Source organism: Kineococcus auxinigenes (assembly GCF_050871525.1).
In the GTDB taxonomy this organism is placed as follows: domain Bacteria; phylum Actinomycetota; class Actinomycetes; order Actinomycetales; family Kineococcaceae; genus Kineococcus.
The window spans coordinates 42,957-55,160 of record NZ_JBKBCT010000017.1 but is presented as its reverse complement, the minus strand read 5'-3'; the positions used below and the strand labels follow the sequence as shown (position 1 = coordinate 55,160).

The 12,204-nt window shown below is 78.0% G+C and carries 9 protein-coding genes; 5 read left to right on the top strand and 4 right to left on the bottom strand.

What is annotated here, in order from left to right:
* Positions 1-45: 45 nt before the first annotated feature.
* Positions 46-1,374, bottom strand: coding sequence for a UDP-glucose dehydrogenase family protein (locus tag ACRYR9_RS07505; RefSeq protein ID WP_432494093.1), 1,329 nt, complete (start codon positions 1,372-1,374; stop codon positions 46-48).
* A 210-nt stretch (positions 1,375-1,584) separates the two neighbouring features.
* Here ACRYR9_RS07505 and ACRYR9_RS07500 point away from each other — a divergent pair, with 210 nt between their 5' ends.
* Complete coding sequence (locus tag ACRYR9_RS07500) at positions 1,585-2,664, top strand: cell wall-binding repeat-containing protein (protein WP_432494095.1); 1,080 nt, start codon at positions 1,585-1,587, stop codon at positions 2,662-2,664.
* Positions 2,665-2,703: 39 nt separating this feature from the next.
* On the opposite strand, the gene ACRYR9_RS07495 is transcribed toward ACRYR9_RS07500, so the two are convergent.
* Together ACRYR9_RS07495 and ACRYR9_RS07490 are read right to left on the bottom strand one after the other, a co-directional pair.
* Entirely contained in the window at positions 2,704-3,102 is a 399-nt protein-coding gene (locus ACRYR9_RS07495) for a DUF2304 domain-containing protein (RefSeq protein WP_432494097.1), read from the bottom strand.
* Positions 3,103-3,128: 26 nt separating this feature from the next.
* On the bottom strand, positions 3,129-3,776 hold the full coding sequence (locus tag ACRYR9_RS07490; protein ID WP_432494182.1) for a glycosyltransferase family 2 protein: 648 nt from the start codon (positions 3,774-3,776) through the stop codon (positions 3,129-3,131).
* 148 nt (positions 3,777-3,924) lie between these two features.
* Between ACRYR9_RS07490 and ACRYR9_RS07485 the strand changes: the two genes are divergently transcribed.
* Positions 3,925-5,736, top strand: coding sequence for an ABC transporter ATP-binding protein (locus ACRYR9_RS07485; protein WP_432509664.1), 1,812 nt, complete (start codon positions 3,925-3,927; stop codon positions 5,734-5,736).
* Between the two features lie 38 nt (positions 5,737-5,774).
* Here ACRYR9_RS07485 and ACRYR9_RS07480 read toward each other — a convergent pair whose 3' ends face one another.
* Positions 5,775-6,845, bottom strand: a complete 1,071-nt coding sequence (locus tag ACRYR9_RS07480) for a glycosyltransferase family 4 protein (RefSeq protein WP_432494101.1) — start codon at positions 6,843-6,845, stop codon at positions 5,775-5,777.
* A 61-nt stretch (positions 6,846-6,906) separates the two neighbouring features.
* Here ACRYR9_RS07480 and ACRYR9_RS07475 point away from each other — a divergent pair, with 61 nt between their 5' ends.
* From ACRYR9_RS07475 to ACRYR9_RS07465, 3 genes are read left to right on the top strand one after another with little or no spacing between them, the layout of a single operon-like run.
* A complete protein-coding gene (locus ACRYR9_RS07475) occupies positions 6,907-8,082 on the top strand; it encodes a glycosyltransferase (protein WP_432494103.1) in 1,176 nt (391 codons plus the stop codon).
* Positions 8,083-8,117: 35 nt separating this feature from the next.
* Entirely contained in the window at positions 8,118-10,004 is a 1,887-nt protein-coding gene (locus tag ACRYR9_RS07470; protein ID WP_432494105.1) for a glycosyltransferase, read from the top strand.
* Positions 10,001-12,010, top strand: coding sequence for a DUF6541 family protein (locus ACRYR9_RS07465; protein ID WP_432494107.1), 2,010 nt, complete (start codon positions 10,001-10,003; stop codon positions 12,008-12,010). Before ACRYR9_RS07470 ends, ACRYR9_RS07465 begins: the two co-directional genes overlap by 4 nt.
* Positions 12,011-12,204 lie beyond the last annotated feature (194 nt).

Below are 12,204 nucleotides of genomic sequence, written 5' to 3'. Positions count from 1 at the left end.
GGTCGTGGGGGTCGGGCCCCCCTCGCCCCCCGCGGGGGGGGGGGGTCAGGCGCGGGGGCGGCCCAGGGCGCGGTAGGTCCAGCCGGCGGAGCGCCAGCGGGCCGGGTCCAGGGCGTTGCGCCCGTCCAGGATCCGCTTCTCGCGGACCAGGTGGGAGATCGCCGCCGGCTCCAGCTGGCGGTACTCCTTCCACTCCGTCAGCAGCAGCACCACGTGCGCGCCGGTGACGGCCTCCTGCACCGTCTCGGCGTAGGAGATGCTCGGCAGCGACTTGCGGGCGTTGTCCAGCGCCGCGGGGTCGGTCAGGACCACGTCACCGCCCTGCAGCTGGATCTGGGCGGCCACGTTCAGCGCCGGGGAGTCGCGGATGTCGTCGGAGTCGGGCTTGAACGCCGCGCCGAGGACCGCCACGCGCTTGCCGATCAGCGAGCCCTCGCAGACCTCGCGGGCGAGGTCCACCATGCGGATGCGTCGGCGCATGTTGATCGAGTCGACCTCGCGCAGGAACGTCAGGGTCTGGTCGGCGCCCAGCTCCCCGGCGCGCGCCATGAAGGCGCGGATGTCCTTGGGCAGGCAGCCGCCGCCGAAGCCCAGGCCGGCGTTGAGGAACTTGCGCCCGATGCGGTCGTCGTGGCCGATGGCGTCGGCCAGCTGCGTGATGTCGGCGTTGACCTTCTCGCACAGCTCGGCCATGGCGTTGATGAAGGAGATCTTCGTGGCCAGGAAGGAGTTGGCGGCGACCTTGACCAGCTCGGCGGTCTGGTAGTCCGTCACGATCGTGGGGGTGCCGCGCTTCAGCGGCGTGGCGTACACCTCGTCCAGCAGCGCCTTGGCGGCCTTGCCGGGCTCGGAGTCCGGGCCCTCGGGCACCCCGTACACGAGGCGGTCGGGGTGCAGGGTGTCGTCGACGGCGTGGCCCTCGCGCAGGAACTCCGGGTTCCAGGCCAGCGCCGCGCCCGGGGCCAGGTCGGCGACCTTCGCGGCCAGGCGCGCCGCGGTGCCCACCGGCACGGTGGACTTGCCCACCACCAGCTCGCCGGCGCCCACGTGCGGCAGCAGCGCGTCCACCGCGGCGTCCACGTACCGCATGTCCGCGGCGAACTCCCCGCGCTTCTGCGGAGTGCCCACGCACACGAAGTGCACCGCCGAGCCGGCGGCCTCGGTCATGTCGGTGGTGAAGCGCAGCCGGCCGGTGGCCATGGCCCGCTCCAGCAGTTCCGGCAGGCCCGGCTCGAAGAACGGTGCGCGCGCCTCGCGCAGCGCCTCGATCTTCTCCACGTCCACGTCCACGCCGACCACCTCGTGGCCCAGCTCAGCCATGCACGCGGCGTGCACGGCGCCGAGGTACCCGCACCCGATGACAGTCATGCGCATGCCGCGCACAGTAGTGCTCCAAGTGCGCAGGGAGAACACGGTGCCCGGCGGGAGGGGTTTCCACCCGCGCAGCGGCCCCACTGCTGTGGCACACCTCACACGGTCGGGGCTCGTGCGACCCTGTCCCTCAAGGTCGAGCCCGCCCGGTCCGACACCGGTCGGGCATGCGCGCTCCGCGCGCACCCACGAACACCGCCCCGGAAGGTCCCCATGCGCCTGCGCCCCCGCTCCCTGGCCCTCGCGGCCGCCCTCGCCGTCGCCGTCGTCGGCGGCGGTGCCGCGCCCGCCGTCGCGGACCCGGTCGACGTGGAGCTGAAGGCCGCCTCGGTCGCCCGCATCTCCGGCGCCGACCGCATCGCCACGGCCGTGGCCGCAGCCCGCGCCTTCTCCGGGCGCGTGGACGCCGTGGTCCTGGCCCGCTCCGACTCCTTCGCCGACTCCCTCGCAGGGGCCCCCCTCGCCTCCGACGCCGGCGGTCCGCTCCTGCTGACCCCCACCGGCGGCCTGGACGCCTCCGTCGCAGCCGCGATCCGCGACGTCCTCGCCCCCGGCGGCACCGTCTACCTGCTGGGCGGCACCGCCGCGCTGTCGGCCTCGGTGGAGGAGTCCGTCCGCTCCCTGGGCGTCGCGGGCACCGTCACCCGCGTCGCCGGCGCGGACCGCTTCGCCACCGCCGTCGAGATCGCCGAGCTGCTGCCCGAGGCCAGCACCGTCTCCGTCGTGACGGGCTGGAACTACCCCGACGGCCTCGCCGCCGGGGCCCTCATGGGCGTCGTCGACGACGAGACCGACCACAGCGTCGGCGTCGTCCTGCTCAGCGACGGCAACTCCCTGGGCGGCGCCACCGCGGGGTACCTCGCGGAGCGGGACTTCGCCACCAGGATCGCCATCGGCGGGCCCGCGGCCGTCGCCGTGTCCGGGCAGAGCGGCTGGGCGCCCATCGCGGGAGCGGACCGCTACGACACCTCCGCCCGCATCGCCCGGCAGTTCACCTCCAGCAGCTTCTTCGAGGACGCCACCACCATCGTGGGCATCGCCACCGGCGAGGGGTGGGCCGACGCCCTGGCCGGCTCCGCGCTCCTCGCCTACGGCGGCGGGCCGCTGCTGCTGACCCGGCCCGACCAGCTGCCCACCGCCACCGCCGACGTGCTGCGGACCCTGCAGGCCGACGCCCGCGCCACGCGGGACGAGGACGGCAACCCCCTCGAGGTCGGCACCGCGCTGGTCTTCGGCGGCACCGGCGCCGTCCAGGACGCCGTCCTCGGCCAGGTGCGCGACGCCCTGGCCTGAACCGGCCGGCGGCGAGCCCGCCCCCCGCCCGAGCCCGGCTCAGGCGGGGGGCGGTGCCTGTCCGGGCCCGGGAGCCGGTGCCCGCTCGTGGTGCACCCGCGCCAGCGACGGCGGCTCCGCCTCGTCCAGCGCCAGGCGCCGCGTCAGCTGCGTCAGCCGCTCCTCCATGGAGCGCCGGTGCCGGTACGAGGAGACCAGCACCCCCAGGAAGGCGACCACCAGCCCGTACAGCAGCAGGTCGGTGCCGCGGCCCACGCCCAGCGCCTGCGCCACCGCCGTCACGGCCCCCGGCGCCAGGATGCTGGCCACCGCCAGCAGCACCAGGCCCACCAGCAGCAGCCGGCGCACCGCCTGGTGCCGGGCGCCCGCGGTGCTGCGCACCAGGAGCACCCCGACGGCCAGCACGGCGGCGATGAGCAGCAGCTGGATCAGCAGCACGGCGTTCCTCCCACGTCGGCGTCCCCTCAGCCCAGCAGCGTCTCGACGAGGATGTTGACGCTGTTCAGCAGCGACTGCCCCTTCGAGCGCGAGTAGTCGGTGTAGCGGATCTCCACCGGGTGCTCGGCCCAGCGCAGCCCCCCCCGGCCCACCTGCTCCACGATCTCGCTGGCGTGCGCCATCCGGTCGTGCCGCAGGCGCAGGTGCGCCGCTCCCCGCCGCGACAGCACCCGCAGGCCGTTGTGGGCGTCGGTCAGCCGCACCCCCGTGGAGCGGTTCGTGTAGACCGTCGCCAGGCGCAGCACCACCCGGCGCAGCGGGTCCAGCTGCGTGCGCCGGTCCAGGAACCGCGAGCCGAACACCACGTCCAGCCCCTCGCGCTCCAGGCGGCGCACCATCTCCTCGGCGTCCTCCACCCGGTGCTGGCCGTCCGCGTCGAAGGTCACCACCGACGTCATCAGCTCGTCGCGCAGCGCGTAGGCGATGCCGGTCTGCAGCGCCGCGCCCTGGCCCAGGTTCACGCCGTGGCGCACCACCGTCGCACCCGCCGCCTCCGCCACGGTCGCCGAGTCGTCGGGGCTGCCGTCGTCGACGCACACCACGTGCGCGAAGCGGGTGCGCACCTCGCGCACCACGTCGCCCACGACGCCCGCCTCCCGGTACAGCGGCACCACCACCCACGTGCCGGGGTGCCGGTCGGCGCCCGGTCCCGGGTGCCGGTCGGGGTGGTGGCCCGGGCGGGGGGCCGCACCGCGCGGCGTGTCGTGCGGGGTGCTCGTCACCGCACCATCATGGCCGGTCGCGCCCGCGGAGTCGGGGAGGATGACCGGCGTGCGCGAGCTGCTCCGGACCGTGAAGGCCCTGCTGAAGCTGCTGCCCGCCGGCAGCGGGCGCTTCGTCACGCTCTACAGCGGCGCCCAGGCGGCGCTGGCGGTGCTGGACGTCGTCGCCCTCGGCCTGCTCGCGGTGCTGCTGCCCGTCGCCGTGGGTGGCGGCGGGCAGCTGGCCGTCGCCCTGCCCGGGATCGGCCGTCAGATCGGCACCGGCACGCTCGTGCTGCTGATCGTCGTCGTCAGCGCGCTCCTCGTCGTCAAGAGCGTGGCCAGCCTCGTGCTCGTGCGCTGGGGCGTCGTGCGCTTCGCCGCGCACGAGGTCGACGTCGCCGACCGGCTCGTGCGCGCCTACCTGTCCGCGTCGTGGAGCTACCGGCTGCGGGCCAGCTCCGCGCGCGCCGTGCGCACCGTGGACGAGTCCCTCAACCAGACGTTCAACGGCTTCCTCATGCCGTTCTCCAGCCTGGTGGCCGAGGTCGCCAGCCTCGCCGCCGTGGGCCTGGTCGTGCTCGTCGCCGCCTGGCAGACCGCCCTGGTGGCCGCCGCCTACTTCGCCGTCGTCGCGTTCGTGCTCTACGCGGTCATCGCCCGGCGGGCCGCCGCGGCCGGGCGCACCGCCGTCAGCACCAGCGTCGACACCGTGCGGCTGGTGCAGGAGTCCTTCGCGGCGACGAAGGAGATCACCCTGCGCGGTCGCGGCGAGCAGCTCGCCGGCGTCGCCCGCGACGTGCGCACCCGCAGCGCCCGCGCCCGCGGCATGGCCTTCTTCTACTCGGTGGGGCCCAGGTTCGTGCTGGAGGCGGCGCTGCTGGGCGGGTTCCTCGTCGTCGGCGCCGTCGCCGTGCTGACCCAGGGCCTCACGCAGGCCGTCACGGCGATCGGCCTGTTCGCCGTGGCCGGCTTCCGCGTCGTGCCCTGCCTGACGCGCCTGCAGTCCGTCTTCGCGACCATGCACGCCCACCAGCCCAACGCCCGCGAGGTGCTCGACGCCCTGCGCGACACCGGCGCCTCCGAGGGCCCGGCGCCGTCGCTGGCCCCCACCGGTGACGCCGACGGGCTGCCCGCCGGGGCGGTCGAGGTGCGCCTGGAGGGCGTCTCGTTCACCTACCCCGGCAGTGCGGTGCCGGCCCTGGCCGGCGTCGACCTCGTCGTGCCGGCCGGTGCGCGCGTCGCGGTGGTGGGGCGTTCCGGGTCGGGCAAGTCGACCCTGGTCGACCTCGTCCTGGGCCTGCTGCTGCCCACCGGCGGCCGCCTGCTCGTGGGCGGGCGACCGCTGGAGGAGGTCACCGGCGCCTGGCGCCGGCGCGTGGGCTACGTGCCGCAGGACGTCGCGCTGCTGGACGCCGACGTCGCCCGCAACGTGGCGCTCAGCTGGGACGAGGCGGACGTCGACCCGGACCGGGTGCAGCGGGCGCTGGCCGCCGCGCAGCTGACCGAGGTGGTCGCCGCGCTGCCGCAGGGGGCGCGCACGCCGGTGGGGGAGCGCGGGCTGCGCCTGTCCGGCGGGCAGCGCCAGCGCCTCGGCATCGCCCGGGCCCTGTACGCCGACCCCCACGTGCTCGTGCTCGACGAGGCCACCAGCGCCCTGGACGCCGCCACGGAGGCCGCCGTCACCGAGACCGTCACCGGGCTGCGGGGCGTCACCGTGCTCGTGGTGGCGCACCGGCTGGCGACCGTGCGCGACTGCGACGCGGTCGTCGTGCTGGAGGCCGGGCGGGTGCGCGCCGTGGGCACCTTCGACGAGGTCGTCGCCGCAGTGCCCGACTTCGCCGTCCAGGCCGAGCTGTCCGGCCTCGCCTGACCCCGCCCCGCGGGGTGTAGATCACCGCGGGGTGGTGATCAGCGGGGGGCGGGGAGGGTGCGCAGGACGGCGTCGAAGGCGCCGGCCACGGCGGAGGGGGAGAAGCCCTCGCGCACCGGCGCCGCGATCCGCTCCGGCGGCAGGCGCTCGGCGGCGGCGCGCTGCACCGCGTCCGCGAACGCGGCCGGGCTGCGCTCGCCCACCAGGTGCACGCCCGGCCCGGCGAAGTCCCGCGCGCCGCCGCGCGCGCCCAGGACCGCTGGGCGCCCGGCCGCCAGCGCCTCCGCGCCCGCCACGCAGAACGTCTCGTGCCGGCTGGGCAGCAGGAAGACGTCGCACGCGGCCCACTCGCCGGCGAACTCCACCGGTGCGCGTCGCCCCAGCAGCTCCAGCGAGCCGGCGACCCCCAGCCGCCCGGCCCGCTCGCGCACCGCCGCCTCCAGCGGACCGGACCCCACCCAGCGCAGGTGCGCGTCGACCCCCCTCCGGCGCAGCTCGGCCAGCACCTCCACCGCCAGCAGCGGGTCCTTCACCGGACGCAGGTTCCCCACCCCCAGCAGCCGCAGGACCGGCCCGCCCGGCGGCGGCACCACCGCGGCCGGGGCCGGCACGACGTTCGCCACGACGTGGCAGGTGCGGTCCCGGCGGAAGGGCGCGACCGCGTCCGCCAGGTAGCGGCTCACCGCCGTCACCGCGTCCGGGCGCCCCAGCACCCGGCGCGCACCGGCCGCCCGCCGCCACAGCGGCCCGGCCGAGGCCGGGTCGGACACGCCCGACCAGTGCTCGGTGTGCAGCCACGGCACCGCCGGCCGCCACGGCCCGGCCAGCGGGCTCAGCAGCAGCAGCGTGGAGAACACGTGCGTGTGCAGGACGTCCGCACCGCGGGCCGCCTCCCGCGCCGCTGCCAGCGCGGCCCCCGCCGACCGCGGCGAGCGCCGGTCCAGCACCAGCCGCTGCACACCCGGCTCGGGCGCCGCCGGCCGGGACGCCAGGTGCAGCACGCTCACCTCGTGCCCGCGCCGCAGCGCCTCGACGTGCCGGCGCACGAACACGCCCTCCACGCCGTCGGTGCTGCTGGGGTACCAGGTGGTCACGACGGCGATGCGCACCCGGCGATCCTGCCGCGCGCCCGCCCCGGGACCACAGGGCGTCCGGGTAGGGTCCCGCTCCGTGTCGCCCCTGGTCCGCATCGCCACCCGGACCTGGGCGCCCGACGTGGGCGCCGCCCCGTTCCGGCTGCGCGCCCTGGCCCGCGCCCTGGTCGCCGCCGGGTGCGAGGTCGAGGTCCTCACCACCACCCCCCGGGGCGGCGTCCCGCCCGACGAGGACGGCGTGCGCACCCGCCGCGCCCCCGTGCTGCGCGACGCCGACGGCGCGGTGCGCGGCTACCTGCCGTACCTCAGCTTCGACGTGCCGCTGACCGGCCGGCTGCTGCTGGGCCGGCGCCCCGACGTCGTCGTGCACGAGCCGCCGCCGACCACGGGCCTGGCGACGCGGCTGGCGAGCCGGGTGCGCGCCGTGCCGTACGTCTCCTACGTGCCGGACGTGTGGTCGCTGGGCGCGGTGGCCGCCGGGGCGCCGCGCCCGGTGCTGGCGGCGCTGCGCACCGCCGAGGCCACCGCGCTGCGCGGCGCGGCGGCCGTCCTGGCCGTCACGGACGGCATGGCCGAGGAGGTCGTGCGCGCCGGCGTGGACCGCGCGCGCGTGCACGTCGTCGGCAACGGCGTGGACGTCGACGTCTTCCGGCCCGCAGCCCGGGTGCCGGACGCGCCCGGGCTGCGCGCCGTCTACAGCGGCACCATGTCGCAGTGGCAGGGCGCGGAGGTGTTCGTGCGCGCGTTCGCGCGGGTGGCCCGCACCGACCCCGCCGCCCGGCTGGTCATGGTGGGCGGCGGCGTGGACGCCTCCCGGCTGCGGGCGCTGGCCGCCGAGCTGGCCCCCGGCGCGGTCGAGCTGCCCGGCACGGTGGCCCCCGCCGAGGCCGCCCGCCTGCTCCGGGAGGCGGACGTCGCGCTGGCGTCCCTGGTGCCCGGCAGCGGCTACGACCTCATGGCCCCCACGAAGATCGCCGCCGCGGCGGCCTGCGGCACCCCCGTGCTGTTCGCCGGGGTGGGCAGCGGCCGCGACGCGGTGCTGGCCGGCGGCCTGGGCGCGGCCGTCGAGCACGACGTCGCGGCGGTGGCGCGGGCGCTGAGCGGCTGGCGCCGCCCGGACGCGGCGCAGCGGGAGCGGCTGCGGGCCTGGGCGCTGCGGCACGGGTCGCTGGCCGCCGCCGCCGAGCGCGCCGCGAGCGCCGTGCTGGCGGTGGCCGGGGCGCCCGCGCCGCGCAGCGGGAGCGGGTCGTGAGCGGTTCCGCACCGCCCGCCTGGGAGGCTGGCACCGTGCCCGACGTCCCCGCCGCGCCCCCCGCCGCGCCCTCCGGTCCCCGCGTGGTGGCCGTCGTGGTCGCCCACCAGCGCCGCGACCTGCTGGTGGAGGCGCTGGCGGCGCTGGCGGCGCAGACCCGGCGCCCGGACGCCGTCGTCGTGGTGGACAACGCCTCCACCGACGGCACCGACGAGGCGGTGCGGGCGTGGGCCGCCGGCGCGCCGCTGCTCGTGGACCTGGTGCGCCTGGAGCGCAACACCGGCGGTGCGGGCGGCTTCGCCGCCGGTCTGGCGCGCGCGCTGCGCCGGCACGCCGCGGACCTGGTGTGGCTGATGGACGACGACACCGTCCCGCGCCCCGGTGCCCTGGCCGCCGCGCTGGCCGCGCGCACGGCCACCGGTGCCGTCGTGGTCGCCAGCCGCGTGGTGTGGCACGACGGGCGCGAGCACCCGATGAACACCCCCCGACCGCGCGCCGGCGCCTCGCGCGCCGAGCGCCGGGCCGCCGCGGCGGCGGGCTGCGTGCCGATCCGCTCGGCCTCCTTCGTGGCGCTGCTGGTGGAGGCGGCCGCGGTGCGCTCCTCGGGCCTGCCGCGCGCGGCGTTCTTCCTGTGGAACGACGACTTCGAGTTCACCACCCGGCTGCTGCGGCACGCGCGGGGCGTGGCGGCACCGGCGAGCGTGGTGGAGCACCGCACCCGCGTCTTCGGCGGCACCGACGCCGACCCGGGCGAGCGCTTCCGGTTCGAGGTGCGCAACAAGGTGTGGTTGTTCACCCGGTACCGCACCCTGGGCGCGCGCGACACCGTCCTGTACGGCGGCGCGACGCTGCTGCGCTGGGGGCGCACCCTGCGCCGCTCGTCCGCGCGCGGGGTGCTGGTGCGCGGCCTGGTGCGCGGCCTGGCCGAGGCGGCGCGCCCGCCGGCCGCCACCGCGGACGTGCTGGTGGGGCTCGGGCAGATCAGCGCCGACGTCGCGGCCGTGGAGGACGCCGCCGCGGGCCGCGCCGGCCGCGTCGGGGCGGTCGAACCGCTGCCGCCGGGGCGGCTGCCGCCGTTCTCGGTGCTGCTGCCGGTGTGGGCGGCCGACGACGCCGCCCTGGTGGACCGCGCCGTGCGCAGCGTCACCGCGGACCAGGAGCTGCGCCCCGACGAGGTCGTCGTGGTGCGCGACGGTCCCGTCCCGGCCGAGCTGGACGAGCTGCTGGCCGCGCTGGCCCGCGACGGGGCGGCCGGCGTGCCGGTGCGCCTCGTCCCGCTGGAGCGCAACGTCGGTCTGGCCTCGGCGCTGGAGGCGGGCCTGGCGGCCTGCCGCCACGACGTGGTGGCCCGCATGGACGCCGACGACGTCAGCCTGCCGGAGCGCTTCGCGCGGCAGCTGCCCCTGCTGGCGGCCGGGGCGGACCTGGTCGGCACGGGCCTGTGGGAGATCGGCGCCGACGAGGACGACCTGGTGGGCAGGCGCACCCCGCCGACCGGTGAGCGCATCGCCTCCTACGCCCGCTTCCACGACCCCTTCAACCACCCCACGGTGGTGTACCGCCGCTCGGCGGTGGCCGCGGCGGGCGGGTACCGCGACCTGCCGCTCATGGAGGACTACTGGCTGTTCGCCCGGATGATCGCGGCCGGGGCGCGCTGCGAGAACCTGCCCGACCCGCTCGTCAAGTACCGCGTGGGCGCCGACGCCGCGGCGGGTTCCTACGCCCGCCGCGGGGGGCTGCGGCTGTGGCGCTCGGAGCTGCGCCTGCAGCGGCACCTGCGCGCCGAGGGCTTCACCACCCCCGCGCAGGCCGTGCGCAACGTCGTGGTGCGCGGCGGGTACCGCTTCGTGCCCGCGCGGGTGCGCACCGTCGCCTACCGCCGCCTGATCGCCCGCTCCCGGCCGGAGCGGCTGCCCCGGTGAGCGCGGGCACGACCCTGGGGGAGGCGGTGGGCACCACGGCGAGCGCGGGGCAGTGGCTGGCCGCGCTGCCCGTGCTGGCGCTGGCCGTGGCGGTGGTCCTCGTGCCGGGTCTGGCCGTGGGGTGGGCCCTGCGCCTGCGCGGGGTCCTCCTGGTGAGCGCCGCCCCGGCCGTGACGGTGGCGGTGGTGGGCGCGTGCTCGCTGGTGACCCCGCTCGCCGGGGTGCGCTGGGGCCTGGGCGCGGTGGCCGCGGGGACGCTGCTGGTGGCCGGTGCCGCCGCGCTCGCGGGCCGGCTGGTGCCGCGGCTGCTGCGCCGGCGGCTGCCCGCACCGGTCCCGGCGCCCCCGCAGGGGCGGGCGGTGGTGGCGCTGCTGGCCGGCACCGCCACCGGCACGGCCCTGGCCGTGGCGACCGCGGTGCGCGGGCTGGGCCGGCCCGACGTCGTCTCGCAGGCCTTCGACACGATCTTCCACCTCAACGCGGTGCGCCGGGTGCTGGACACCGGCAGCGCCTCGCCCTTCGACGTGGCCCGGTTGACGTCCCCGCTCTCGGGCGGCTTCTACCCCTCCGGGTGGCACGGCCTGGCGGCCCTGGTGGCCGGGCCGACGTCCCCGGTGCTGGCCTCCAACGCGCTGGTGGCGGTCGTGCCGGGGGTGGTGTGGGCGCTGTCGGCGGGGTTGCTGGTGCGCGCGGTGCTGGGCCCGCGCCCGGTGCCGCTGCTCCTGGCGCCGGTGCTGGCGCAGGGCTTCGTGGCCTTCCCCTGGTACGTGGACCGCGGGGGGCTGTGGCCCTTCGTGCTCGGCACCGCCCTGGTGCCGGCCGTGCTGGGGGGCCTGGCGCTGGCCGCGGCAGGGCGCGGCGAGCCCGGCCCGCCCGTGCCGGGGGAGCGCCCGCGCGCCCTGGTGGTGGCCGCGGCGGCGGCCGCCGGGTGCGCCCTGGCGCACCCGGGGGCCTTCTTCGTGGTGCTGCTGCTGACGGCCGTCCTCGCGGTGGTCTCCGTGCTGCCGGCGCTGCTGCTGCCCTGGCGCGGTGCCCGTGCGCACGGCGGGGTGCTGCTGGTCGCGGCGCTGGCCGTGCTGGGGGCCGCGGGCGCCGTGGTGGTGGCGTGGCCGTCGCTGCGGAGCATGGCCGCGGCGGACTGGCCGGCCACCCGCTCGGTGGCCCGCGCGGTCGGGGAGGCGCTGCGCGGGGCGCCGGCGAGCTCGGGGGCCGGCTGGCTGGTGGGGGCGCTCGTGCTGCTCGGTGCGGTGCGCGCCTGCACCCGCGTGCGGTGGCGCTGGCTGGTCGTCGGCCACGTGGTGGTGGCGGCCCTGGACGTGCTGGCCGCCTCCGTGGACTCGCCGCTCTCCTCGGCGCTGACGGCCCCCTGGTACAACGACCGCGGCCGGCTGGCCGCCAGCCTCCCGGTGACCGGCACGGCGCTGGCCGTGCTGGGCAGCTGCTGGGTCGGCGCCGCCGCCGCACGCGCCGTGCGGACCCCGGCGCGGGCGCGCCGCGCCGCCCGGGCGGTCGCGGTGCTGGTGGCGCTGGGTGCGGCGGTGCCGCAGGTGCGGGGCAACGCCGCCCAGCTGGCCAAGAGCAACGTCGACGCCGCCGAGCACCCGCGCAACTCGCTGGTCACGCTGGCCGAGCAGCGGTTCCTGGAGCGGCTGGACCGCCACGTGCCCGAGGGGGACGTGGTGGCGGGCACGCCGTGGGACGGCAGCGCCTTCGCCTACGCCCTCTCGGGGGTGGAGGTGCTCTACCCGCACCTGCGCGGGAACTACCCGGACGACTGGGTGTTCCTCGCCGACCACCTGCAGGACGCCGGCGTGGACCCGGCGGTCTGCCCGGTCCTGGAGCGGCACCGGGTGCGCTGGGTGCTCGACGACGGGCCGCTGTGGCGCCCGCCGCGGCTGGAGCCGGCCGGCTACACCGCCTTCCGCTCCTTCCAGGGGCGGGCGGGCTTCGAGCCGGTGGCCTCGGGGGGCGGGGTCACGCTGTACCGGATCACCGCCTGCGACTGAGAGCGGGGCCTGCGAGCGGGGCCGCGCGCGGCCGGTGTGCGCACCGGGTGTGCACGACGTGTGCGCACCGGGTGCGCACCGCGGGCGGCGGGCGCGCCTGGCCCTCGGCCCGGCGGGGGGCCGTTACCCTGAGCGGCATCATGCCTAGGTACAGCCTGCCGCTGCTGCACGCGCCCGCCCCGTCCCGACGCGGG